The following is a 25,814-nucleotide window of genomic DNA, read 5'->3' on the forward strand; positions in this document are numbered from 1 at the left end:
GGGTGACGCTAGCAAATAACTTTGGATTAGATAACAACCCGTGTCTCTTTAAGAAATTATAATTACGCCAGTGCAACAAAGCCTCGACCCAATAAGTTGGTTATTCCTAATATTCACCCGAGGTTGCAAAAATAAATAATCAACTATCAATAATCAGGTTGATACATCAACGACTCTACATAAGTTTCCAAGTCATCTGGCAAATCAACTTCGGTCAAACCTTCACTTAACGCAACGCGACACACGGCCACTGCTATTGTGTATGATACTTCACGGATTCGCTTGAGAGAAGGGTAGACAGCTCCTACGCTAATTTCTTCTTCTGAAACGATATTGGCAAGTGCTTCTGCTGCAGCCAGAAACATACTTTGAGTAACAAGGCGCGCTGCGCAGGCCTGCACGCCCAGACCAACACCAGGGAATATATACGCATTGTTGCCCTGCGCTGGTTTAAATAATTTCTCTCCAAGCTGTACCGCCTTAAAGGGACTTCCACTGGCAAAAATGACGCGTCCATCGCTCCATGTATAAGCATCTATCGCAGTACACTCTGTATGGGAAGTCGGATTCGATAGCGCAATGATAACAGGATGTTCATTAATTTCAGCCATCTTGCGTACAATATCTTCAGTAAATGTCCCTGCAACACCCGTAGCACCAATCAGAACATCCGGTTTTATACTGCTGATTGCGTCAAGAAAATTATGTCTTCCGTATTTATGTGCGAATGCTTCGATACGTGGTTTTATACCTTCTCGATTGGCTACAACAAGACCTTTTCTGTCTACAAACCAGAGGCGTGCCTGTGCTTCCTTTTTATTCAACCCTGCTGCACAAAAAGCATCGACCATTAACTCCGCAATGCCACCTGCAGCAGAACCGGTGCCAAGAAACATAATTGTCAAATCGGAAAATTTTTTTCGGGTGATACGGCATGAAGTGTAAACTCCAGCGAGTGTAACTGCAGCCGTCCCTTGAATATCATCATTAAAACAGCGAGCCTGTTTCCCGTAACGATCCAGAAATTCAAAAGCATTTGGTGCAAGAAAATCTTCAAATTGAATTAATGCATTAGGAAACAGAAGCTGAACTGCCTTCACAAACTCATCAACGAGTGATTGATAAACAACCCCATTAATACGTGGAAAAGGATAACCCAAATACAAAGGATCTTCACGCAACGAAACATTATTGGTGCCTACATCCAGCATGACTGGCATGCATTGAGCAGGATGAATCCCAGCACAAGCAATATATAACGCAATTTTTCCAATTGGAATCCCCATGCCATTCGCACCCAGATCGCCAAGACCCAGAATACGTTCTCCATCTGTCACGACGATAATTCGGATATCAGTTTCAGGCCAGTTACCCAATAGCAGTTTTATATCGCCGCGATCTTCAGGGGTAATATAAAGACCCTGTGGTTTTCTAAAAATATGTGCAAATTCTTTGCATGCTTCACCTACCGTTGGCGTGTAGACTAATGGCATAATCTCTTCTATATGATCAATCATGGTTCGATAGAAAAGACGCTGATTCCGTTCCAACAAAGTAATCAGAAAAATATATTTCTCGATATCACTACTTTGACGACGTATGTTACCTAGCACACGCTCCTTTTGTTTCTCAACATCTGCGATATCATAAGGCAATAATCCACGCAGTCCATATTTATCACGCTCATCACGCGTAAATGCAGTTGATTTTGTTTGTGCTGGATCATCCAGAAGCGCTTTTCCACGCAATATTTTCATATTGAATTATTCTCTCAGTCTAGGGCCATCAGTTTAAATGCTTAAATTAGCAATTCAATTGACTGCCCCCCTCCGTAAACGAAGGAGATTCCCAATTCAACGAATCCAACCCGGACGCACCTAAATGCAAACAGGACTTACAGATTCTCCAAGGGCTGACACCGCCAGTCCAGCGGCCAAAACATTACGCGCTGCGTTGATGTCTCGATCATGAATTGATCCGCATTCCGGACAAGTCCATTTGCGCACATTCAAAGGCATCTTGTTTACGGTATGTCCACATCTCGAGCAGCACTTGCTGCTTGGATACCATCGGTCAATGCCCACAAGCTCTCGCCCGTAGAAAGAATAGCGAAGTGCGTCAATCCTAAGTCAATGCCGATTTTGCCGCTAACCTTTGGCTTTAACGCAACAGAATCGTCGCAAAACATGGAAACGTGGTATCGACCCGCTGAGTCTTTAGAGACTGTTGCAGTGGTTAGTTTTGCTCCCTTAGGAAGGGCGCGCGACCATCTGATATTCAGTGGATCTTTCATCTTTGCCAGCTTCAGAGATTTATCGTCCCACTTGAAAGCGCTGGACGTGTATTCAGCCGATTGCTTGTCATGCCTGCGCTTGAATGACGGGTATTTAGTTCGTTTAGCAAAAGAATTACTGAATGCCGCTTGCAGGTGACGGAGAGATTGCTGCACAGGAACACTGGAAACTTTGTTCAGCCATTCAAATTCAGGCTCTTTTTTTAACTCAGTCAACAAAGAGGAGGTAGCATGATATCCGATTCTTTTTTTCTCGGTATACCCAGCATCAGAGCGAACGCGCAACATGCGATTATAGATAAATCTGGCGCACCCGAATGTTTGAGCCAGAATAGTTTCTTGCTCAAAAGTTGGGTAAAACCCGAATTTGTATGCGTGCTTAATTTCCATTAACACACTTTAACAGAAATAGGTGAAAAACAGGCTTTAGTATCAGCGAAGCTGACTCCCTATCTATCCTCGGCCTTAAGATCGGGATTTTCCGGGAGTTAAGATAAACAAGTTATTATCGGTTTAATACAATCTCCAATACGAATTTACTTCCAATATAAGCGAGAAGCAATGCAATGAAGCCAGCGAGTGTCCAGCGAGCAGCTATTTTTCCTCGCCAGCCATAAAGCTGTCTGCCGACTAGTAATGCGGCAAATACACCCCAGGAAATAAAACCAAACAAAGTTTTATGTGAGAATGTAAGTGGTTGGCCAAATACCTCTTTAGAAAAAACGACACCACTAAGAAGCGTTAGTGTGAGTAACACAAATCCTGCCCAGATAATACGAAATAGTAATTTTTCCATCGTTAACAGAGGCGGCAGGTTAGTTAAGATGGAAGGAGGCGCAGGATGATGCAAATGACGTTCCACTACTGTCATTAGCAATGCATGTAGCGCTGCGATAGTCAGCAAGCTGTATGCCATCATTGCAACAAGCATATGCGCTTTAAATGCAGGTAACTCTGTGTTATCTAGAGGACGGGACGAAGGAAAGATTAAGGGTAGAAATACGGCTATAGCAGCGACAAAGGCCAATGAGGCGATTAATGTCTGCAATCCCTCCAGGCGATTAAAAAATCTCGAGAACCAGTAAATGAATGCAGTGAGCCATACGATAGAGGAAATCGCACTACCAACACCAAAACTTAATCCTGTACCTATAAGCATAGATTGATAAAGCGTAATACCATGCAACACCAGTGGTGCAAGCATAGCATAACGCTCCCACACAATCGCCACTACCCCGCCTTCCTGACTCTTAGCAGGTGAAACAGCGATATTCCACCTGTTTCGCCAGAAATACCAGCCGACCAGTGTATACAGCAAGGAAGCCGTAAGATAAGTTAGAATACTGAGCATTAATATTAACACTATAAAAAGCAGAAATATTTGGTTAGTCTACATGGCACCTTAATAAATTCAAAGTGCTAACCCAAATATTTCATGAATTTTAGTTTCTAATAGTATTACGTCCCAATCTATTTTATGAGGATTTAAACATGTTTGACAATCTGACCGGAAAATTATCTGGCGTTATTAAGACATTACGTGGAGAAACAAGACTAACTGAGAGCAATATCCAGAAAGCGCTACGAGAAATTCGCCTAGCATTACTAGAAGCTGATGTGGCTTTACCAGTCATCAAAGATTTCATTGCTCGTGTCAAGGAAAAAGCGGTTGGCCACGAAGTCATGAATAGCCTTACACCCGGACAGGCGCTAGTAGGTGTAGTACACCAAGAACTTATCTCAATTATGGGAAGAGAAAAATCTGACATTAATCTCTCCACGGTGCCCCCTGCCGTCATTCTCATGGCGGGATTACAAGGCGCGGGTAAAACCACCAGCAGCGGAAAATTAGCCAAATGGTTGATGGAGCAAAAAAAGAAAAAAGTACTGTTGGTTTCTTGTGACATTTATCGCCCCGCTGCAATTCATCAATTGGAACTGTTGGCGGAACAGGTTAACTCAGATTTCTTTCCAGTAAAACCCGGGCAAAAACCAAATGAAATCGCAACTGCGGCACTGGATTATGCACGCAGACACCATCATGATGTCATGATTGTAGACACCGCCGGGCGACTCGGTATCGATGATGCAATGATGCAGGAAATTAGTCAATTAGAAACATTACTGCAACCTATTGAAACTTTATTTGTTGTAGATGCCATGCAGGGACAGGATGCCGTTAATACTGCCAAAGCTTTTGCTGATGCGCTCCCCCTGACTGGTATTATTCTAACTAAACTTGATGGTGATGCGCGCGGGGGTGCGGCCTTATCCGTTCAACATATTACTGGAAAACCGATTAAATTTACCGGTATAGCTGAAAAACTCACCGGTTTAGAAGCTTTTCATCCTGATCGTATGGCTTCACGCATTCTGGGTATGGGTGATGTGCTTGGCTTGATCGAAGAAGCTCAACGCAGCACAGATCAACGTGAAGCTGAAAAACTGATGAAGAAAATGAAATCGGGCAAAGGATTTGACCTGGACGATTTCAAAATGCAATTCCAACAAATGAAGAAAATGGGCGGCATAACCGCAATGATGGATAAATTACCCGCACAACTGAGCCAAGCGGCACAAAATGTAAAAGTAGATGATAAAGTTATTTCTCGTACTGAAGGTATCATCAATGCTATGACACGACAAGAACGTGCCAAGCCAGAAATTTTAAAAGCATCCCGTAAACGACGTATCGCTGCAGGCTCGGGTGTGACCGTTCAAGAAGTCAATCGTCTGCTATCGCAATTTGAACAGGCCAGAAAAATGATGAAGATGATGAATAAAGGTGGCATGACAAAAATGATGCGAGGATTAAAGGGAATGCTTCCACGACTAGGATAGAACCATATCTCATCCAATCTAATTTAATCCCAGATTAGAGAATGCAGGCTAGTTTTCTGCTGATATCTGCTCCACTCCGATAATCTGCATGCCTGCCTTAATTTTTCTTGCTGCGAACCAATCCAGATTCATTTCAAGCGCATATTTAGCCATACCTGCAGAATTATGGGCTATCTGAGTCTGGGGAATCATATCTACGATATTGAGAATAATGCCATTTTCGCTCACAAAAGCCACGCTCAATGGGATATAAGTATTAAGCATCCACATACCATAATAACCAACCTTCGGAAATACAAACAGCATGCCACTATTTTCATCCAGCGACTCGCGATACATTAATCCTTTTGCACGAGATAACTGAGTATTAGCAATTTCTGCAAGAAGTGTATAGCTAGATATCTTCAGAGGAACAGTAAGAGGTTTGGATGTGCTAGCACTTAACGATGTCGTCAATAATAAAACAGAAAGGATAACAAATAGGTGCATCAGTGCCGGCCAGTGCTGCCAAAACCGCTATCACCTCGACAACTTTGATCAAAATCATCAACCACATTAAAATCTACCTGTATGACAGGCACAATGACAAGCTGTGCAATACGCTCCAGTGGGTTCAGCTGAAACGAGTTTTGTCCACGATTCCAGCATGAAATGAGTATTTGCCCCTGATAATCTGAATCAATCAGACCTACCAGATTTCCCAATACAATTCCAGACTTATGGCCTAATCCAGAGCGTGGCAATATCATCCCTACGAAATTGGGATCAGCAAGATGAATTGCAATACCCGTTGGAATCAGATTCGTTTCTCCTGGCTCTATAGTGACAGACTGATCAATACAGGCTCTTAAGTCTAACCCGGCAGAACCGGGAGTAGCATAAGCTGGAAGCTGGTCATTCAAACGTGAGTCAAGAATTTTTATGTCAATTTTTTTCATGTGTAATATCTTTGGATTTCTGTTTTTCATATAATTGTGCGATATGCCGAATTAAATGGCGCGCCTGATCGGCTTTGGGCGCTTGTGACAAATAATACTTACCTTCATCATCAAATAGAATCAAGGCGCTCTCGTCGGAACCTATGGCTCTCTGAGCCAGATTGGCAACAAGCAGCGGCAATTTCTTTTTGTGACGCTTAATTTCCGCATTTTTTTCCAGGTCTTCTGTTTCTGCTGCGAACCCGACACAAAAGGGAGCAGCTGGCAGATTTGCCACATACATTAAGATATCCGGATTCGGTGTAAGCTCCAGCATAAGATTCTCATTTGTTTTCTTTATTTTCTGTTCTCTCTCTTTAACCACGCGATAATCGGCTACTGCTGCAACACTGATAAAAATATCAGTATCCAGTATTTCTTTTTTCACCGCATTAAACATATCTCTCGCACTCACTACGCTGATCAATTTAGCGGATGCCGGAGGAGAGAGACATGTCGGCCCGGAAATTAGAGTAACCTTCGCACCTGCCTCTAGTGCAGCACGTGTTACTGCATAGCCCATTCTCCCAGAACTTAAATTGGTAATACCTCTTATGGCATCAATAGCTTCGTAAGTGGGGCCTGCGGTAACCAGAACATGTTTATCTCGCAGCAGGCCCGGTAATAATGCAATCTGTACCGTTTCTAGCAGCTCATATACTTCAAGCATACGGCCCATACCTACTTCACCACAAGCTTGTTCACCAGCAGCAGGACCCACTATTGTCACGCCCGCGCATTGCAATAATGCAAGATTGCGCTGAGTAGCTGAGTTTTCCCACATTTGTCGATTCATAGCAGGCGCGATTATCAATGGGCAATCACGAGCAAGACACAGTGTTGCTAATAAATCATCAGCCAATCCATGCGCTAATTTAGCGATAAAATTTGCGCTGGCGGGCGCAATCAGAATAGCATCCGCATTCCGCGAAAGATTAATATGCGCCATATTGTCAGTTGTATTGGTTGCCCATAAATCTGTAAATACCGGCTTACCCGTCAACGATTGCAGTGTCACTGGACCAACAAAACGACAAGCCGATTCAGTCATTACTGTTTGTACATCTATACCACTCTGAACCAATAGTCGTGCCAATTCTGCAGCCTTATAAGCAGCTACGCCACCGGTGATTCCGAACAATAAATGCTTACCCTTAAGCATGGATAGATTGGTCATCATAATTTTAGAAGTAGGCTAATAATATATATGCTGTTAGCTGCATTATTCATTTTCTTTTTAGACAGCGGATAGTTTAACGAGTATTAGCAAACATATTTTGCTTTATTCTATTCAATATTACTGAATTGGATGCCGTAGTATTACAAAATTACCAATCTCAATACTGATAGAAAATAATAAATTATTTTTTCACTTTTATAGTGTGTGTTTTTTAACTCAATAGTCCAACATTACTCACATGGCTATACCCGACTGGCCTCAATCTGAACGTCCACGTGAAAAACTCTTGGCAAATGGTGCAGCAAGCCTTTCAGATACTGAACTATTAGCAATATTCTTGCGCACCGGCATTACGGGCAAAAGTGCGGTGGACCTTGCAAGAGAGCTATTGCTGCATTTTGGTAACTTAACTAGCCTGTTCGCCGCACAGCAAAATGTTTTTTGTCAATTACCAGGAATGGGAGCCGCAAAATATGCACAACTTCAAGCGGTATTAGAAATGGCACGTCGCGCTCTCAAAGAAGAGTTGAAGAGCAGAGATGTTATGAATTCTCCCGAGTTAGTACGTGATTTTCTACGTCTTTGTCTTAAAGATAAGCAACATGAGGTTTTCATAGGAATTTTCCTCGATGCCAGAAACCGTGCAATTGCTACCGAAGAATTATTTAGTGGCACACTTACCCAAGCTAGCGTTTATCCACGTGAAGTAGTTAAACGCGCATTATATTATAATGCGGCCGCAATAATTTTTGCTCATAATCATCCCTCTGGCGTAGCCGAACCCAGTCATGCCGATAAAATCTTAACTCAGTCGCTGAAACAAGCACTTGCATTAATTGATATAAAGGTCCTGGATCACTTTATTATTGGCAATGAGTCTACCATGTCATTTGCAGAACAAGGTCTGATTTAATTTTGGGAAATCTTCTTAATCGGGATATAATAAGCCCTTTTCAGAATTCTGGAGTACGTATTATGGCACGAGTATGTGAAATTACTGGCAAAAAACCAATGTCAGGCCACCACGTTTCCCACGCTAACAACAAAACCAAACGACGCTTTTTACCTAATCTACAGAACCGCAAGTTTTGGGTAGGGAGTGAAAATCGTTGGATTAATTTGCGTTTATCTAATGCTGCATTGCGTACAATAGATAAAAATGGTATCGATGCTGTATTGGCTAAAATGCGTTTACAAGGTAAAAGCATCTAAACCTCTAAAGTCCCAATCAGTATTAACAGTCACTTGGTAAGTTAAGGAGTATCACTATGCGCGAAAAGATAAAGCTTGAATCCTCCGCCGGGACAGGACATTTCTACACAACCACTAAAAATAAACGTGCAAATCCAGAGAAAATAGAGATCATGAAATTTGATCCAACTGTACGCAAGCACGTAAAATATAAAGAGACAAAGCTAAAATAGAAATAAAAAAGCCTGCTATTAGCAGGCTTTTTTATTTCTATTCAACTATCCGTTATGCATAACATCGCAATCTCTGAGAAAAAGTTTTAAGTACCTCAATACCGCTTTCCTCTGCACGACGACACCAATCCTCCAACTGTTTTACCAATTCATCCTTAGATGCAGCAGAACGTTGCCAAATTGTAGCAAGCTCATCGCGCATCGTATAAACCTTATCGAGTGTTTTTGCTTCACTTAAAACTTGATTCAGCTTAACACGCTCATGCTCCTGCAAGGTTTTAGAATCAGCCAATACCCAACGTTTCAACGTGGGATGATCTATCCCATAGTGTACTGCCGCTTCTTTCAAATCATCAATTTCTTTCGCAAATGTCGCTTTAAGTGACTGTGTATATTTCGCAAGTACTTCGTAACGATGAGAAATAACAGCCTGTAATGTATCAATATCGCACTGAGTTTTTGCTTTATCAAGGCGTAATTTAGGTGCAATTTTTTTCACCTTAGCCAGCCCCATTGTTTCTAAAATACGAATATACATCCAGCCAATATCAAATTCATACCATTTATTAGATAAGCGCGCCGATGTAGCATACGCGTGATGGTTATTATGCAGCTCTTCACCACCGATTAAAATTCCCCAGGGAACTATATTTCGACTCGCATCTTCTGCCTGAAAATTACGATAACCCCAATAATGACCAACACCATTAATAATGCCTGCAGCCGTAATAGGTGCCCACATCATCTGGACTGCCCATATGGTAATCCCTATGGGACCAAACAAAAGAACATCAATAATCAGCATGCTTGCAACACCCATGACACTACGCTTGCTATAAATATTACGTTCCATCCAGTCATCAGGTGTTCCATATCCATATCTTTCCAATGTTTCTTTATTTTTGGATTCTATGCGATACAGCTCTGACCCTTCGCTTAAGACTTTCTTTATACCGTAAATTATTGGGCTATGCGGATCCTCTTCTGTTTCACACTTTGCATGATGCTTACGGTGAACCGCTGTCCATTCCTTAGTAACCATACCCGTCGTTAGCCATAACCAGAAACGAAAAAAATGACTCGGAATAGCATGCAGCTCTAATGCTCTATGTGCAGAATGACGATGCAAATAAATAGTTATACTAGCAATTGTAATATGTGTAAAAATCAACATAACAACGATGTACCCCCACCAGGGCAAATCGATAACTCCTGAAATTAAATCAAGAAATTCTGAAATCATTTAATTAAAATCCTTCTAAAAAAACCTCTAAAAAGAGATAGGCGTATCCAAATTTAAAGGTAAACTAATGCATAGTCAAGAAATTCTGTTAACAAAATACATACATCCTACATACATCTTTTTAAACCAACAACTATAAGTCTCCTGTTTACATCATTCCAAGCCATTCATAAAAAATAGTCAAACCTCTGGTTCATTTCTCAAGCAAGCCATTTGGTTTTCTCATCCACTCTCAAGAAGTTTAGTCTTGCCGTACCGCAGGATTAGTTTAACAGGATTTATCTCTATCCTAAGAAATCAAACCCTTATTGCTTCTTATTAGTCAATATATATCTAATACCGAATTCCATGTAACTCTAAAAGCACATGTCTATGAGAATACAAAACTAAAAATAGTTCCATTTCCCATATATTTCAGAATAAATGATCTTGCATACGCCATTCACCGGGCGCAATACCCTGCAACGTATATTGGCCAATAGCATAACGAATCAACCGCAATGTAGGAAAAAATACGGCTGCCGTCATACGCCGTACCTGGCGATTCTTACCTTCAGAAAGTACAAGTTCCATCCAGGATGTTGGAATATTCTTACGAAAACGAATGGGCGGAATACGTGGCCAAAGGTCATCCGGTTGATTCATCAAACACGATTGAGCAGGTTTTGTCTTAAAATCCTTTAAAACTACCCCCTGACGCAATTTTCTTAATGCGGCCTGGTTTAACAAGCCTTCTACCTGCACCCAATACGTTTTAGGCAATTTATATTTTGGATTACTGATTCTGCTCTGTAATTTACCATCATCTGTCAGTAATACCAGCCCCTCACTATCTGCATCCAGTCTTCCAGCCGGATAAAAATTAGGTAAAGGAATAAAATCTTTTAAGGATTGATGACCCGTCTGGGTTGAAAACTGACAGACCACACCATAAGGTTTATTAAACAGAATTAAGCGAGGCATACCTTAGCTGATGTTTCCAGAAGGAGACGGCAAAATACCTTACCATCATTGTATCAATGTTATTGATAGCTCATAACATTTCAGGAGAGATGACTGTGCGCAATACAGTTTGAGCAACACCTTGCCTGGATTTATAACTAAACCACCATATCGCACCCTTTTTGAAACTCACGTTCATACTTTTATTTGACATTAATAAAGCGGCTGTCTCTCCCAACGTGGGCTGATGACCCACGATTAAAACAGTCTTATCTGCATGAGGCCAATCAGCAATAGTAAGAATCATACTTGCATCAGCACCCGGGCCAATCTCGCTCATCGTCTCAAAATTATTTTTGAATGCCATTGCGGTTTGCTGAGTACGCTGAGCAGGACTGACAATAACACGTGTATCTTCTGGTAATCTTAATTTAAGCCAATCAGCCATACTTTTAGCTTGGTTCAATCCCTTATTAGTAAGTTTGCGCGCTGTATCGGGCACCCCATCCTCAGCCTCGGCATGGCGCCATAGAATCAATTCCATAACATTTCTTCCTATAAATTGAAACATACAAAGTCATTTACAGTACACGACAGGTTTAATATCCTCGCCCACTATAGTCAAATTTATTACTTATTTGAACAGAACATTGGGTTCATGAGCAGATTGCTGAATTTTAATCACTTTATGACGAGATTTATGACCTTGTTTAAGAGTTACCTGACATAACGGTACATTAAAATTCTTAGCAAGAAATCTCAGTAACGCCGCATTTGCTTTACCTTCCACTGGTGGCGCGGCCAGTTTTATTTTCAAGGCATTACCGTGTAATCCTACCACTTCAGTACATCTTGCTCCCGTCTGTATATGCAATGTTAAAAAAAGATTATTAGCATTATCACTGCGATACCAGCTCATTAAGTTTATCAGAACAAGGTGGTGTAAATTTCCAATTGCGTGTTACCCACTATTATCAGTAGCAACTGAATAACAATCAGCGCAAACAATGGCGATAGATCAATATTGGCAATAGGTGGAATATATTTCCGAAAAACATCTAAGAATGGCCGAGTAAAGCCATCCAAAATGGGTGCTAATGGGCTCTGTGGGTTAACCCAAGATAATACTGCCTGCAGTATTATCATCACTAACACAATGTAGAGCGTCATTTTAATGATTTCCACCAAAGCTAATAACGCCATTATACTGAATGTGCTTCCGATATTAGCACCCAAGTTACCACCCTGCAGCACATAGATACTTGTCACAATAATACATTGCGACAACCAAGCCAGTAATAATGTAGACAGATCCATACCACCCAAACCGGGAATCAATCGACGGGTGGGACGCACAATAAAATCGGTAACCGCAATAAGGAAACTAGATAGCGAGCTATAATAAGGTATACGTAACAATTGCAAATAAAAACGTAACAACAATGCTAAAGAAAATAAACCTAATACTGTATCCAGAAGAAAAATTAAAATCTGATTGGACATATCGTTTCCCAAATGAACTATAATCTGACGTTTAAAGCTTATTTTTTACTAAATTCGTCACTCAGTTCCTGTGAGCGTTCACTTGCAGCATGAACAGCACGTATAATTCCGGACTTAACGCCATTCTTCTCCATAGTTTGTATCGCACGTTCAGTAGTGCCGTTTTTTGAGGTAACCCGGGCACGCAAAACAGCCACATCTTCTCTACTTTGATCTGCCAATTTGGTCGCACCAAAAAAAGTCTGTAAAGTTAACTCTCTAGCCTGCTCGACTGTCAAACCGAGTTCCATTCCCGCCTGTTGCATTGATTCAATAAAATAGAATATATAGGCAGGACCACTGCCAGAAATAGCTGTGACACTATGCAACATCTCTTCCTGCTCTACCCAAACAACAGAACCCACAGCAGCCAATATCATTTCTGCATTTTCCTTATCCCGTATCTCTATACCAGAGGGGGCAAAAAGGCCTGTTACACCCAAGCGCACCAGTGCAGGAGTGTTAGGCATAGCACGTATCACGCGTCCATATCCGCCTAGCCAACGCACAATATCAGTAGTACGAATACCGGCAGCAATAGAAATAATCAAATGATCCTTGAGTAACGGTGTTAACTGTCTTGTTAACTCAAAAAGCTGTTGCGGCTTTATTGATAGCAGAACAACATCACTATCGGCAATACCCACATCCAGTTCTGCTGTCGCCAATATATTAAATTCACTTGCTATTTTCTCCCTGCTTTCATCATTTATTTCCACGACACAAAGTTGTGAAGCAGAATAGCCTTGCTGCAATAATCCACTGATTAAAGCAGAAGCCATATTTCCGCCACCAATAAAAGTTATCTTCATTTAGTTACCGCCATTAATAAAAAGCTTGTGATCATGCATATTACATAGCAATTCCGTATCACTCATCGCTGACACTTTGAGCAATAAAAACTGGAACGCTGTCCTTGCTTTATCTGTTTAATAGTTGTCTCACATTTCCGGCATGCTTGTCCAGTCCGGCCATATACATAATATTGTTGTTGGAAATAACCTGCATTGCCATTATGATCGACGAAATCACGCAAGCTGCTACCACCTGTTTCAATTGCCAGCCTCAATACTTCTTTTACTTCTTGCGTTAATTTCCCATAACGATTTATTCCCACTCTGCCCACAGCAATTTTGGGATTAATCCCCGCTCGAAACAAAGCCTCATTTGCATAAATATTACCGACACCCACAACTATTCGATTATTCATTAACATTTCCTTGATGCTGGTGCGACAGCCACGTGTTTTTTTATACAACAAATCTTCATTAAAGGCTGTAGTAAACGGTTCAGGCCCAAGATTCACGAATAGTCGATGACTTGCTATTTCTCCCGTTTCCCATAGAACTGCGCCAAAACGACGCGGATCCCTCAAACGTAGAATAGTACCGTTACCCATAATCAGATCAAAATGATCATGCTTCTGCGGCAAATACGAAGACTGAGTGGTTGCAAATTGTAATCGCAAGCTTCCAGACATACCCAAATGCAGAATTAAAGTGCCGGTACCACAATTAAATAAAAGATATTTTGCGCGGCGTGTAATAGCATGAATTTTCAAACCGACCAATATTTTTGTCAAATCAGCCGGTATTGGCCAACGCAAATTTGGATTGCGTATTACTACACCTGCTATACACTGGCCAACTAAATAAGGTGTAATACCGCGTCGCGTTACTTCTACTTCAGGTAATTCAGGCATCAATTATCTAAAAATTTATGGTCATTCAGTTTTGTGTCACAAGGATTAATCGCTTGCCCAGATCAATGGAAAAATAATACTTTATCTCTTCATCAATGCATAACAGGTATCGATTCAGGCTTATTCTTTCGGATTTTTAATCTAATTGCTTGTGTACCTATTCTGATTTAATCTGCATCATCCAAATTTTTTATTCGAAGCTAATACAAGTTCAGTTGCAGCAGTCGATTGATACATTTTAACCCGCAGTTAATTTCGCTGCGAGTAAGCGCTTGCAGGATGTTGTTAAGTTATATCCCATTTTCCATCTTGTTAATTAGCATTAAAGCTACCAAATTCAAAGTAGTCCAGAATCTGTCTCATTTTGCTTAGCCTGAGAAGGCGCGGTCAGGCACCAACGATCATCTCCTTTCTTTGGCACTATATCTGCTTCTAATTCCACAATATGAATAGTCTGCGTCACTTGCAACAAAAGGAGAGTTATTTCATATTGCTATTTATTTTGAAACTGAGGCTTAAGATAAGATGATGCTAAAAAGTCAACAGCTGTGGCCAACATCATTAGATTAATCTGAGCATAATATATCATCAATTGATTCTTTACCTGCTTCGACGCCACCAGATATAGATTCCACTCACCAGGAACAATAATGGCAGCACAATAAGGAAACCAACCACCAATACCGTAAGCATTGATTCGCTTAAAACCAAGCTACGATCATGCGTTGCGCGAGGTTGAATAGCAATAAGATTTTCATCACCAGCGAGCCAGTTAATCAGATTAATACCAAAATCCAGATTATTGCCGTTACCCAAATAGGTATTAGCCAGAAAATGTCCACTACCAACAACCACGATACGTTGTTCACGATCTTCTACTATACGAGTCAATGCGACCGCAATACGAATGGGACCAGCCACATCGCGCATGGGATCAAAAGATATATCATGATCCAGTTCGTCACTTTCTACCCAGCCATGCTGCGCTACTTCAACCAGTGAGATATTCTTCCAATCATCACTTTCATTAACCGTTATCTGGCGAGCAAAAGGAAATACGGTAATATAATCAAAATGATCGGTAATAGGATGCCGCCCGTAGCTTGCACCGAGCGCAAACGTAATCGGTGCATTGAGCTGTTTCGCACGGGGATCAACGACTACGCCGGGAATAAGCATCAAATGCAACTTCTCTGCTAATGGTAATAAACCGCGTAACGGTTCCTGATCGACCAGCCATAGCAAATTACCGCCCTGTTCAATATAGGCAAGCAGCTTCGCTACTTCTCCTTCCATGAGATCTGCTTGTGGTGAAGCGATGATGAGCGTACTGATATCGCTTGGAATATCCGGCTCCATAACAAGATTTAGCGCCTGGCTCTTGAAACCATTTACCAGCAATTGTCTGCCAAATTCTCCTAAATCATGATTGGCATCGCCATCCAGTTTGCGCTCGCCATGGCCAGTAAGCCCCATTACTCGTTTTTCTCCAGAACGAGCAAGTCGCATGAGTACATTAGTAAATGCCTGCTCATTAATCACAGTAAGATACTCGCGTCTATCATTAAATGTAATCACCATCTCACCGTTAACACTCACTCCTGCAGCTTTTGCCAATTCTGGCCGCTCGGCCGGATCAATAAACGTTAACATCACATCAGGCTTAGCGCGCTGATAAAGCAGTACGAAGTTACTGATAATCTGACGTATATCACCAAATTCTACATGCTGCTTTGTGGCGTAAGCAGTCACCTTAACCGGGCCATTCAACTTCTCTAGTATTTCAATACTTGCCTGACTCAAGCTATTACGGCCATTCTGACTAACATCCCACTGTACACGAGTTTTCAATGCCAAATAACCCAGTAATGCAACCAGAAATAACAATAGCAATATGGCAAATACACTATTTTTCAGTAATAAATGCGAACGTAATTTTCCACCGATTATGTTCATTTAAATAGCTATCAAAATGCTAACCTAGCCATGCAATCGTTCACCATCCAGACGCTGGATAGTTAATATCAGAAACGTAATTATAAACAGGACTAAATACGCGACACTAAAGCTATCAATCATTCCGCGATTAAAGTTTTCAAAATGTTTCAGCAGAGAAAATTGATGTATCAGGCTATCTGCATCATGCGCAACAATATCTAATATCCATAGTCCCAATAACACACCTAACGTACCAACAGCCGCAATTATCGGATAAGTAGTGAGACTTGAAATATACAAACCTAATGCCGTAAAACAGGCTGCGATTAGAAGCAAGCCGACGGTGCTACTCAAAAGCAAACCAAAATCAAGCGTACCGCCCGCTAGCAATGAAATTGATAATCCCACAACCAAAACAATCACAGCCAAAAAGAAAATCATCAAACCAGTAAATTTACCCAATACGATATCAGTCATAGAAATGGGCGCTGAAACAAGCAGGGCCATGGTATGATTCTGATACTCTCCGGCGATCAGGCGCATAGTTAATAAGGGTGTAATCATCAATAACATGAGTGCTGCCATCGCAAATACAGGGGTAATAATAATCTCTGTCACACCTGGGGGATTGGCAATCTGCATTAATTGCGACTGTACTCCCAGAAAGGCATCAAGCCGATTTAAAAAAACCCATGTTAATACCAGCTGCATCAAAGCAAGCAAGAACCACGCTAATAGCGAGGAAAATAACATGCTTAGCTCTTTCTGGGCAATGGTAATAATCATTATATCAAGTACTTTCAATATATTCATTATCCAGGGTAAGCTGTGAAAACAGCATTTCCAGGTTAGTCTCTTTCCGTTTTAATTCAGCCAGTGTATTGTCAAAAACTAGGCGGCCTTGGTGCAGGATATACACATGATCACAAACGCTCTCAACTTCCGACAGAATATGCGTCGATAAAATCACACTATATGCTGCACCTAACTCACGAATCAATACGCGAATTTCACGCATCTGGTTGGGATCAAGTCCGACGGTCGGCTCATCCAGAATAATGACATCTGGATCATGAATAATGGCTTGTGCGATACCCACACGCTGCTGATAACCTTTCGAAAGTGTACTGATCAGACGTTTACCTTGATCGGCCAATCCACAACGCTGCTTAACGCTATCCACTGCAGCATGAATTTTCTGATTATTTATTCGATGCAATCTGGCTATCAGCTGCAAATATTCATTCACCGTCATCTCAAGATAAAGCGGCGGCTTCTCAGGCAAATAACCCATGTGAGCTTTCGCATCACGCGGTTTATCCAATAAATCGATACCACAAATTTCAATATGCCCCCTACTGGGCGCAAGATTCCCCGTTAGCATACGCATTGTAGTCGTTTTACCCGCACCATTAGGCCCGAGCAACCCCAATACTGTTCCCCGTCTTAATTCCAGATTAATTCCCTGTACCACAGCCAAGGCACCGAAATGACGATATAGATTTTGTACTGATAGAGTTACAGGCGAGATTTGTTCAATCATTCGAGTATACTGTGCTTCCAAGAACTATTAATTTTTTTGATGATACAATAAAATACTTACATTCTGAAAATCGGTATTGATTTTTAATAAATGAACAAGAAAGCTCTTAAAAAAATAATCGAAAAATGTAATTTGGCGCATCATTGGATATAAGCTGCAAAATTAAATAGGATTTTTATCTATTTGTCATGGGAACTAACCGGCTAAGCAATAATAAATTATGGCGTGCATCATACCTAATTAGCTTAATTTTAATTCTGTTATTAGGATGCACTGCAAACAAACCCTATCATGTATTATACGATTCTTGTAACACAGCGACTCCTCTAGTTGAATGTAAGACTCATTCAATCGTTGAAATAAAAAATCCAGATGATTTGGATGAGAATTATTCATTAGGCTTTATTGAATTCGACGATCAGGGACAATTACACGATCGAAAACAACTAGAATTCTTGATTGATGATCTTTATTCTAAAGCAGCGAAAGATAATTTATTGATTGTCGTCTTCGTGCATGGATGGCAGCATAATGCGCAACATGATGACAGTTATCTTACTAATTTTCATAAAACACTAGGTAAACTCAGCAAACTTGAGTCTCAATCTGCTCGCGCAGATAAGCGACCAAAACGGCAGATCTCAGGCGTATATCTCGGCTGGCGTGGCCGTTCTCTAGATATTCCTTATATTAATACAAGTACATTCTGGGAACGCAAAAATACTGCGCACACAGTAGGACACGGCGGCGTTGCTGAAGTTTTTTCTAGATTAGAAGAATTACGTAACGTCAAAATCAGCATTGATGAAGCCGTACCTATTAACAAAACACGGTTAGTTATTATAGGCCATAGCTTCGGGGGTGCTGTAGTCTATACAGCCTTATCACAAATATTTATGGACCGCTTTGTACAAACAAAAGGACCAATTGGCATTTCCTCTGATGTCAGAGGATTTGGTGATCTGGTCGTTCTGATAAATCCGGCATTTGAAGCGACGCGTTTCCTTAATCTCAGCTTAATGGCAAATGAACGCGGACATTATTTTGCAACCCAATTACCTGTTTTAGCTGTCATGACTTCCGAATCTGACTGGGCGACAAAATATGCTTTCTGGGCGGGACGTTCGGTATCTACAATTTTTGATACTTATAAGGGCATTTCATATATTAATAAGGCAGCGGGAATAAAAACTACCGTTAGTGAGAAAGAAGCTAATCGTACTGCTATCGGTCACTTTAAGCCCATTAAAACACATTTTCTTGAATACAAGCCAATACAAAAAGAAGAAAATGATATGATTGCATATCAACGCGTAAAAGCAGGCTGGGATAATGACGCGCCCGATACCAGTATCGAGTTCAGCGGTTCAATTTTACATCATAAGCATAATTCAATCAGCCATAACCCGTATCTTATAATCAAGGTCGACGAAAGAATTATCCCGAATCATAGCGATATTTTTAATGATGCTGTTGAGGATTTTATTCGTAACTTTATTTTATTATCCGTACAGGACAGCTAATCATCCACATATATCTGGTGTTAGCTGTGCCATAATTGCGTGAAAGAACGGAAATAATTCATATCTAAGACCGCTGCATAACTGTGTCTTTGAGCTTTTCTGATTACTTGCAGCATTGATAAATCAAGCACTTAAAAATCTTGCTCAGCCCGAAATAGCCAATTATGTAGCGGTCTTTATCTTTTTATCAGTTTTCAATCCGGAAAAAATAATCTGCCTAATTTTCTATTCTCACAATTTTAAATGTAGCAGGCTACATGTTAGCCTGCTACAAAACGCAAGTAATTTTTACCCAGAATTAACCAAGATTTTCTGACTAAAATTAAACATTCATAAAGAATACTGTACCTATGTTTTTCGTTTCTTCCCTGCTGTTTTATTAATCCTCTGATTACTTATTTTTCCATTAGCCCAAACCAGCATCCCTGCGCCTACCAGAACCATAGGCAGAGATAACCATTGCCCCATACTCATTCCCCATGTCAACACACCCATAAAACCATTCTCCGGTTCACGGTAAAATTCTGCAATTGTACGAAATAGACCATAACCTATCAGAAACATACCGGATACAGCACCAACAGGCCGTGGTTTAGCAGAGTAAAGCCACAGTAGTATAAAAAAAGCCAATCCCTCAAGTGCAAATTGATAAAGTTGGGAAGGATGGCGTGGTAATGCATCCACATAAGGAAAAACCATCCCCCAAGAGACATCTGTCGGACGTCCCCATAACTCAGCATTAATAAAATTTCCAATACGACCAGCACCTAATCCCAAAGGAACTAATGGTGCAATAAAATCTGTCACAACAAGCCATTGCAATCGATATTTACGAGCAAATAAAGCCATGGCAACAAAAACGCCAATCATACCGCCATGAAAAGACATCCCGCCTTCCCAGATAGCAAAAATTTGTAATGGGTGCTGTAAATAATAACCCAATTGATAAAATATGATATGCCCCAGACGGCCGCCTAATATGACACCTAATACACCATAAAATAATGCATCATCCAGCATGTCATAAGTGAAAGCGGTTTGTGGGCCGCGTTTAATGCGATATCGCCCTAATACAATGAACAGCGCAAATCCTAACAAATACATAAGCCCGTACCAATGGATAGATAACGGACCCAGCGAAAGCGCGACAGGATCAATCTGAGGATGAACGAACATAGGTAGGCCTCGACCTTATTTACGGTAAAATATACATTATACCAAGTACGTTTGTGACAACAGAACGTGTTCTTGTCATTTGTAATTGTATTTTTCTAATTTCAGGAGTTTTCATGCCGGATAACAAACGCAGTCAAGCCATTACCCAGGGCGCACAACGCGCGCCCAATCGTGCCATGTTACGCGCAGTAGGTTTTGATGATGGAGATTTTAGCAAGCCTATTGTTGGTGTGGCCAACGGTTATTCTACAATTACACCATGTAATAAGGGATTAAACGAACTAGCCATCAATGCAGAGCAAGCACTCAGAAAAGCCGGCGCCATGCCCCAGATGTTTGGAACGATTACCGTATCTGACGGCATTTCTATGGGTACTGAGGGTATGAAATATTCGCTGGTATCACGAGAGGTCATTGCAGATTCAATTGAAACGGCTGTGCAAGCGGAAAGCATGGATGGCGTCATTGCAATTGGTGGCTGTGACAAAAACATGCCGGGTGCAATGATCGCAATTGCCAGGATTAATGTCCCTGCTATATTTGTTTATGGCGGCACCATTAAACCAGGTCATTATAAAGGACAGGATCTCACTATTGTCAGTGCATTTGAGGCGGTTGGACAGCATAGTGCACACAAAATCGACGATGAGGAATTATTGCAGGTAGAGCGACATGCGTGTCCTGGGGCAGGTTCTTGCGGTGGAATGTTCACTGCCAACACCATGTCATCGGCATTTGAAGCAATGGGAATGAGTCTGCCTTATTCCTCAACCATGGCAGCGGAAGATGAAGAAAAATACACCAGCGCGGCCCGTTCTGCAGAAGTTTTAGTCAATGCAATAAAACAACAGATTCTTCCACGCGACATTATTACCCGGAAATCTATCGAAAATGCCATTGCTGTGATTATGGCAGTAGGTGGCTCAACCAATGCCGTATTACACTTACTTGCTATAACTCACGCAGCTGAAGTAAAACTGACCATTGATGATTTCGAACGTATACGTGGAAAAATACCCGTATTGTGTGATTTAAAACCTTCCGGGCGGTACGTGACAACTGATCTACATAAAGCAGGCGGCATTCCACAGGTAATGAAAATGCTGTTGGCACACGGTTTATTGCATGGCGACTGTATCACTATCAGCGGCCAGACGATTGCTGAAGTACTACAGGATGTACCCGAAATACCATCACTTCAGCAAGATGTTATCCGACAATGGAATAATCCCGTATATGCACAGGGTCATCTTGCCATACTGAAAGGCAATTTATCAGCGGAAGGCTGTGTCGCCAAAATTACTGGCGTGAAGAACCCAAAAATTACAGGACCCGCCCGCGTATTTGAATCGGAAGAAACCTGCATGGCGGCAATACTTGCCCACAAAATTCAACCCGGTGACGTAGTGGTCATACGTTATGAAGGTCCCAGAGGGGGACCCGGTATGCGCGAAATGCTTTCACCAACTTCGGCATTGATCGGTGAAGGCCTGGGAGATTCGGTTGGTCTCATCACAGATGGACGCTTCTCTGGTGGCACATATGGAATGGTCGTTGGCCATGTTGCGCCGGAAGCATTTGTCGGCGGCACCATCGCATTAGTACATGAAGGAGACTCGATCACCATCGACGCAGCACAGCGTCTGCTACAGTTAAATGTCCCAGAGGCAATACTCGCGCAACGACGCACGGCATGGCGCCCACCCGAACCACGCTACCGGCGAGGTGTATTGGCAAAATATGCAAAACTTGTTTCAACTGCCAGCCGTGGTGCAATAACGGATTCATAGCCCCATTACTTATTCTCCCCAAACATGTCCAACCATCTTGCAGGTGAAACCAGTCCATGCCTTCTTCAACGTACCCACAAGCCGGTTGACTGGTTTCCTAGGGGAGAATAAACACCGAACCTCGCACGTGCACAAAATATAAACCAATACTACTTTCAATTGGCTACTCCGCCTACCACTGGTGCCACGTAATGGCACATGGGTTTTTTTGAAGATACTCAAGTAGTCCTGGACATTTTGTTAATATTAAAGTCGATCATGAGGAACATCCTGATATCGATCAGGTAGATCAGACTGCACATAATGGGACCGTCTCCTAATATACGATTTATCCGTTTTTACACTACACAACCTATTAATTATTAACAAATAAAGTATGATAAGCATCTCAACGAGATTTTTACAAAAGCCCTCGCCAGAAGTTTTCTACTATTGATTATAAGGAATTAATTTTTAAACTATTGGGGTTTTGCAAAGGGCTCCTCAATTTTTAGCTATTTCGAGGCAAGCCCATTATTCGCCCTTTATAAAAATAGCAGCGCATGCTTAAATGCCTATCTTGATGACTATGCCTTCTTACTAGATGCTTTACTTGAATTATTGCAGGCTGAATTTCGGCAGGTTGACCTATATTCCGCCATTATTATTAGCTGATGTGCTTTTGGAACAATTTAGGGGCAAGAAAGCGAGCGGATTTCTCTACCAATTATGATCACGAAAAACTGACATATCGCCCCAAGCAGGTTTATAGGCGCCACACCTTCGGACAGTGGCATCACAGGAATCGTATTGCAGCTTGCTAATAGCCCTTGAAGAAAACATTATCCCCCACCCCATTCTTATTTTACGAGGCCAGAAGACAGAGCTCTCAACATGGCAAGCGGTGTTACATGGTCGATTTCCTCATATTCTTGTACCATACTACCATCGGAACTTATTGATTTGCCGGTGTGTCCTAATAGGACTGTTCCCATAGACAGATCTGTTGACACTGTTCATGTTTGGGTTTGTCAAGGCTTCAGTTGCTTGCCTGAAATTTCTAACTTACAAGAGTTGCTGCACGTCTGTGAAGTTCAGGGTAAAATGACAGTTCGTTTATAATTTTAATAAGGAATAAATATGAGAGCAATTTGGATCGGAATGATTGCAGCATCAGCTTTATTTTTAGTCGGTACTGCGCAAGCAAGTGAAGACCTGGCAAAAAGTAGTGGGTGTTTGAATTGCCATACTGTTGATAAAAAACTGGTTGGTCCAGCACTGAAAGATATCGCAGCAAAGTATGCAGATGATGCTGACGCAGCAACCATGTTGGCAGGAAAAATTCAGAAAGGCAGCAATGGTGTATGGGGACCAATCCCTATGCCACCTAACGGAGCAGTCAATGATGAGAACGCCAAAATCCTAGCAGACTGGATTTTGTCATTCAAGTAAGTTGATTTAGATTCATAAAAAGCCGGTACTGTTAATACACCGGCTTTTTATTTTTGTGCAAAAAATAACTGCGGATAGACCGTTCCATGAATCAAGCATGGATGCACATTATTCCCATGAAATATTCTATTGCAACCATTCCTCAATCATTCTTAGAAATCCTACCGAAAAAAGATGAAAACACGCATAGAGTGGAAAAGCGGAGTCAGTTTCTTAGGTAAATCAGAAAGTGGCCATGCAATATTAATGGATGGTGCACCGGAAGCTGGCGGAAAAAATCTGGGACCACGTCCCATGGAAATGTTACTGATGGGACTGGGTGGGTGCACGACATTCGATGTGATATTGATACTCAGAAAAAGTCGACAGGATATCAGTGATTGTGTGGTTGAAATTGAAGCAGTACGCGCAGCGAAAGATCCCAAAGTATTCACGCATATTCACTTGCACTTCATTCTTACCGGAAGAAACCTCCAACAGAAACAAGTGGCACGCGCAATCAATCTCTCGGCAGAAAAATACTGTTCAGCTTCAATTATGTTAAGAAATACCGTTACGATTACACATGATTTCGAAATTCTGGAATTATAACCATCAATTTAATCGTAACCGGTAAAGCACCATTATCTTTATTATTTTTCTGATTAGCAGGTAAAGCTATTTCAGGTTATACCTGCTTCATGTGCCTGCTGATCAGCATGATAGCTAGAGCGCACCATCGGACCACAGGCAGCATTACTGAACCCCATTTTGATAGCAGTTTGTTCAAATTTATTAAAGTCTGCCGGTGAAACATACCTTAGTACAGGCAAATGTCCAATACTCGGCTGTAAATATTGGCCGATTGTCAACATTTCAACGTCATGCTCACGCAAGTCACTCAAAACCTCAAGAATTTCTTCATCCGTTTCACCAAGTCCCAGCATTAATCCAGATTTAGTTGGTATACTTGGAAATGACGTCTTAAAATCTTTCAATAGCTTTAATGAGTGAGCGTAATCTGCGCCAGGGCGACATTGTTTGTACAAACGCGGCACAGTTTCAAGATTGTGGTTCAATACATCTGGTGGATGGGCGGATAACTTTTCTAATGCAACGGCAAGTCTGCCACGAAAATCCGGGACCAGAATTTCAATCTTTGTCTGCGGTGAGTGAACGCGAATTTCTCGAATACAATCAGCGAAATGTTGAGCGCCACCATCACGCAAATCATCACGGTCAACACTAGTAATTACCACATATTTCAATTTCATGGCAGCAATTGATTCTGCCAGATGTAACGGCTCTTCAGCATCAGGAACCAATGGCTTACCATGCGCTACATCACAAAATGGGCAACGTCGTGTGCATAGATCTCCTAAAATCATAAAGGTCGCAGTTCCTTTTCCGAAACATTCGCCAATGTTAGGACATGAAGCTTCTTCACATACCGTATGCAGTTTCTTTTCTCGTAGTATGCGCTTAACCTCATAATAAGCCTGACTGCTAGATGAACGCACCTTTATCCATGATGGCTTGCGCAGCAGATCACTGGGAGATTGTGGAGTAATTTTGATAGGATTACGCGCTGTTTTAGCGCTGCCTTTCTGGCGAATTTCAGTGCTCATGACGATGAATATTATTTCCTTTGATAAGTCTTTCTTGTAATTTCTCGATAAGTTCGTTACCTAACGTTTCTAATCCTGCCGTAATACCCAGGTCTCTAGTTTGTGTAACGACTAATCCCGCATAGCCGCAGGGATTAATTGCAGAAAATGGCATGAGATTCATATCAACATTCAGCGCGATACCATGATAACAAAATCCCTTCTTTATTTTTAATCCCAGTGATGCAATCTTAGCATTAGCTACATAGACACCTGGTGCATCCGGGCGGCCTGTTGCCTCAATATGATAATCTTTCAACAAGTCTATCACAGCAGATTCCATTCTTCTGACTAACTCTCTCACCCCGAGCCTCAAACGGCGTATATCCAGTAATAAATAGGCAATGAGCTGACCGGGGCCATGATAAGTGATTTGCCCTCCTCGGTCAGTTTTAATGACTGTAATCCCATTGTCACAAAGCAGATGTTCAGACTTGCCCGCAATACCCTGGGTATAAACCGGTGGATGCTGGACCAGCCATATCTCATCACATGACCTATCAGTACGCGTATTTGTAAAATCTTGCATTGCCTGCCAGGTAACACGATAATCAACCACACCCATTTTTTTGATCCTAAGCTGCTCAGTTTCGACAATTAGTCTGGAAGAAGAAATATCCATA

The 25,814-nt window shown here is 41.5% G+C and carries 29 protein-coding genes; 9 read left to right on the top strand and 20 right to left on the bottom strand.

Translation table 11 applies throughout. From position 1 onward, the window contains the following. Positions 1-146: 146 nt before the first annotated feature. From BUQ89_RS10485 to BUQ89_RS10495, 4 genes are all read right to left on the bottom strand, one after another. Complete coding sequence (locus BUQ89_RS10485; RefSeq protein WP_028460979.1) at positions 147-1,757, bottom strand: NAD-dependent malic enzyme; 1,611 nt, start codon at positions 1,755-1,757, stop codon at positions 147-149. Between the two features lie 120 nt (positions 1,758-1,877). Beyond that, entirely contained in the window at positions 1,878-2,084 is a 207-nt protein-coding gene (locus tag BUQ89_RS13980; protein ID WP_218146731.1) for a zinc ribbon domain-containing protein, read from the bottom strand. Continuing rightward, positions 2,024-2,683, bottom strand: coding sequence for an RNA-guided endonuclease InsQ/TnpB family protein (locus BUQ89_RS10490; RefSeq protein ID WP_051537529.1), 660 nt, complete (start codon positions 2,681-2,683; stop codon positions 2,024-2,026). The genes BUQ89_RS13980 and BUQ89_RS10490 overlap by 61 nt, the downstream gene beginning before the upstream one ends. Positions 2,684-2,798: 115 nt before the next feature. After that, positions 2,799-3,644 carry a cytochrome C assembly family protein gene (locus BUQ89_RS10495; protein ID WP_028460980.1) on the bottom strand — a complete coding sequence of 282 codons (846 nt, stop codon included), beginning with the start codon at positions 3,642-3,644 and terminating at the stop codon, positions 2,799-2,801. Positions 3,645-3,784: 140 nt separating this feature from the next. On the opposite strand from BUQ89_RS10495, the gene ffh reads away from it, so the two are divergent. Next, positions 3,785-5,134, top strand: coding sequence for a signal recognition particle protein (ffh, locus tag BUQ89_RS10500; protein WP_028460981.1), 1,350 nt, complete (start codon positions 3,785-3,787; stop codon positions 5,132-5,134). Positions 5,135-5,182: 48 nt separating this feature from the next. Here the strand turns inward: ffh and BUQ89_RS10505 are convergent, their stop codons facing one another. The 3 genes from BUQ89_RS10505 to coaBC are packed head-to-tail and all read right to left on the bottom strand — an operon-like array spanning position 5,183 to position 7,288. Further along, positions 5,183-5,623, bottom strand: coding sequence for a DUF192 domain-containing protein (locus BUQ89_RS10505; RefSeq protein WP_028460982.1), 441 nt, complete (start codon positions 5,621-5,623; stop codon positions 5,183-5,185). Further along, positions 5,623-6,072, bottom strand: a complete 450-nt coding sequence (dut, locus tag BUQ89_RS10510; protein ID WP_028460983.1) for a dUTP diphosphatase — start codon at positions 6,070-6,072, stop codon at positions 5,623-5,625. Before dut ends, BUQ89_RS10505 begins: the two co-directional genes overlap by 1 nt. Then, positions 6,059-7,288 carry a bifunctional phosphopantothenoylcysteine decarboxylase/phosphopantothenate--cysteine ligase CoaBC gene (gene coaBC, locus BUQ89_RS10515; protein ID WP_036572702.1) on the bottom strand — a complete coding sequence of 410 codons (1,230 nt, stop codon included), beginning with the start codon at positions 7,286-7,288 and terminating at the stop codon, positions 6,059-6,061. Before coaBC ends, dut begins: the two co-directional genes overlap by 14 nt. A gap of 241 nt (positions 7,289-7,529) precedes the next feature. On the opposite strand from coaBC, the gene radC reads away from it, so the two are divergent. The 3 genes from radC (at position 7,530) to rpmG (ending at position 8,715) form a co-directional block, all read left to right on the top strand. Next, the gene (gene radC, locus BUQ89_RS10520) at positions 7,530-8,204 is read left to right on the top strand and encodes a RadC family protein (RefSeq protein ID WP_028460985.1); all 675 of its coding nucleotides are present in this window, start codon (positions 7,530-7,532) and stop codon (positions 8,202-8,204) included. 62 nt (positions 8,205-8,266) lie between these two features. Beyond that, positions 8,267-8,503 carry a 50S ribosomal protein L28 gene (gene rpmB / locus BUQ89_RS10525; protein ID WP_028460986.1) on the top strand — a complete coding sequence of 79 codons (237 nt, stop codon included), beginning with the start codon at positions 8,267-8,269 and terminating at the stop codon, positions 8,501-8,503. Between the two features lie 56 nt (positions 8,504-8,559). Further along, positions 8,560-8,715 (top strand): 50S ribosomal protein L33, encoded by a 156-nt coding sequence (gene rpmG / locus BUQ89_RS10530; RefSeq protein ID WP_028460987.1) that lies wholly within the window; start codon positions 8,560-8,562, stop codon positions 8,713-8,715. Between the two features lie 52 nt (positions 8,716-8,767). Here the strand turns inward: rpmG and BUQ89_RS10535 are convergent, their stop codons facing one another. The 10 genes from BUQ89_RS10535 to BUQ89_RS10580 form a co-directional block, all read right to left on the bottom strand. After that, entirely contained in the window at positions 8,768-9,958 is a 1,191-nt protein-coding gene (locus BUQ89_RS10535) for a DesA family fatty acid desaturase (protein WP_028460988.1), read from the bottom strand. 414 nt (positions 9,959-10,372) lie between these two features. Beyond that, positions 10,373-10,921, bottom strand: coding sequence for a pseudouridine synthase (locus tag BUQ89_RS10540; protein WP_028460989.1), 549 nt, complete (start codon positions 10,919-10,921; stop codon positions 10,373-10,375). Positions 10,922-10,991: 70 nt separating this feature from the next. Further along, positions 10,992-11,444 carry a phosphohistidine phosphatase SixA gene (gene sixA, locus BUQ89_RS10545; RefSeq protein ID WP_028460990.1) on the bottom strand — a complete coding sequence of 151 codons (453 nt, stop codon included), beginning with the start codon at positions 11,442-11,444 and terminating at the stop codon, positions 10,992-10,994. Positions 11,445-11,534: 90 nt separating this feature from the next. Continuing rightward, positions 11,535-11,819, bottom strand: coding sequence for a DUF167 domain-containing protein (locus tag BUQ89_RS10550; protein WP_028460991.1), 285 nt, complete (start codon positions 11,817-11,819; stop codon positions 11,535-11,537). Between the two features lie 8 nt (positions 11,820-11,827). Beyond that, positions 11,828-12,403, bottom strand: coding sequence for a YggT family protein (locus BUQ89_RS10555; protein WP_028460992.1), 576 nt, complete (start codon positions 12,401-12,403; stop codon positions 11,828-11,830). Between the two features lie 38 nt (positions 12,404-12,441). After that, positions 12,442-13,254: a pyrroline-5-carboxylate reductase gene (gene proC, locus BUQ89_RS10560; protein ID WP_028460993.1), complete on the bottom strand. Its 813-nt coding sequence runs from the start codon at positions 13,252-13,254 to the stop codon at positions 12,442-12,444. Between the two features lie 62 nt (positions 13,255-13,316). Then, complete coding sequence (gene mutM, locus BUQ89_RS10565) at positions 13,317-14,144, bottom strand: bifunctional DNA-formamidopyrimidine glycosylase/DNA-(apurinic or apyrimidinic site) lyase (RefSeq protein WP_028460994.1); 828 nt, start codon at positions 14,142-14,144, stop codon at positions 13,317-13,319. Positions 14,145-14,744: 600 nt separating this feature from the next. Then, complete coding sequence (locus BUQ89_RS10570) at positions 14,745-16,100, bottom strand: GldG family protein (RefSeq protein ID WP_028460995.1); 1,356 nt, start codon at positions 16,098-16,100, stop codon at positions 14,745-14,747. 24 nt (positions 16,101-16,124) lie between these two features. Then, positions 16,125-16,886, bottom strand: a complete 762-nt coding sequence (locus BUQ89_RS10575) for an ABC transporter permease (protein WP_342742981.1) — start codon at positions 16,884-16,886, stop codon at positions 16,125-16,127. Further along, positions 16,873-17,625: an ABC transporter ATP-binding protein gene (locus BUQ89_RS10580; protein ID WP_028460997.1), complete on the bottom strand. Its 753-nt coding sequence runs from the start codon at positions 17,623-17,625 to the stop codon at positions 16,873-16,875. Before BUQ89_RS10580 ends, BUQ89_RS10575 begins: the two co-directional genes overlap by 14 nt. A gap of 377 nt (positions 17,626-18,002) precedes the next feature. Between BUQ89_RS10580 and BUQ89_RS10585 the strand changes: the two genes are divergently transcribed. Continuing rightward, complete coding sequence (locus BUQ89_RS10585; RefSeq protein ID WP_143071216.1) at positions 18,003-19,148, top strand: alpha/beta hydrolase; 1,146 nt, start codon at positions 18,003-18,005, stop codon at positions 19,146-19,148. A 348-nt stretch (positions 19,149-19,496) separates the two neighbouring features. Here BUQ89_RS10585 and lgt read toward each other — a convergent pair whose 3' ends face one another. Then, a complete protein-coding gene (gene lgt, locus BUQ89_RS10590) occupies positions 19,497-20,324 on the bottom strand; it encodes a prolipoprotein diacylglyceryl transferase (protein WP_028460999.1) in 828 nt (275 codons plus the stop codon). A 113-nt stretch (positions 20,325-20,437) separates the two neighbouring features. On the opposite strand from lgt, the gene ilvD reads away from it, so the two are divergent. From ilvD to BUQ89_RS10615, 4 genes are all read left to right on the top strand, one after another. Further along, on the top strand, positions 20,438-22,114 hold the full coding sequence (gene ilvD / locus BUQ89_RS10595; RefSeq protein ID WP_028461000.1) for a dihydroxy-acid dehydratase: 1,677 nt from the start codon (positions 20,438-20,440) through the stop codon (positions 22,112-22,114). A 158-nt stretch (positions 22,115-22,272) separates the two neighbouring features. Then, a complete protein-coding gene (locus BUQ89_RS14460) occupies positions 22,273-22,326 on the top strand; it encodes a hypothetical protein (RefSeq protein WP_342743002.1) in 54 nt (17 codons plus the stop codon). A gap of 907 nt (positions 22,327-23,233) precedes the next feature. Continuing rightward, positions 23,234-23,545 carry a c-type cytochrome gene (locus tag BUQ89_RS10610; RefSeq protein WP_028461001.1) on the top strand — a complete coding sequence of 104 codons (312 nt, stop codon included), beginning with the start codon at positions 23,234-23,236 and terminating at the stop codon, positions 23,543-23,545. Positions 23,546-23,719: 174 nt separating this feature from the next. Continuing rightward, complete coding sequence (locus BUQ89_RS10615; protein WP_028461002.1) at positions 23,720-24,136, top strand: OsmC family protein; 417 nt, start codon at positions 23,720-23,722, stop codon at positions 24,134-24,136. A gap of 71 nt (positions 24,137-24,207) precedes the next feature. On the opposite strand, the gene lipA is transcribed toward BUQ89_RS10615, so the two are convergent. Then, on the bottom strand, positions 24,208-25,152 hold the full coding sequence (lipA, locus tag BUQ89_RS10620) for a lipoyl synthase (protein ID WP_028461003.1): 945 nt from the start codon (positions 25,150-25,152) through the stop codon (positions 24,208-24,210). Further along, positions 25,142-25,813 carry a lipoyl(octanoyl) transferase LipB gene (gene lipB / locus BUQ89_RS10625; protein ID WP_051537532.1) on the bottom strand — a complete coding sequence of 224 codons (672 nt, stop codon included), beginning with the start codon at positions 25,811-25,813 and terminating at the stop codon, positions 25,142-25,144. Before lipB ends, lipA begins: the two co-directional genes overlap by 11 nt. Position 25,814 lies beyond the last annotated feature (1 nt).

This window comes from Nitrosomonas cryotolerans ATCC 49181 (assembly GCF_900143275.1).
In the GTDB taxonomy this organism is placed as follows: domain Bacteria; phylum Pseudomonadota; class Gammaproteobacteria; order Burkholderiales; family Nitrosomonadaceae; genus Nitrosomonas; species Nitrosomonas cryotolerans.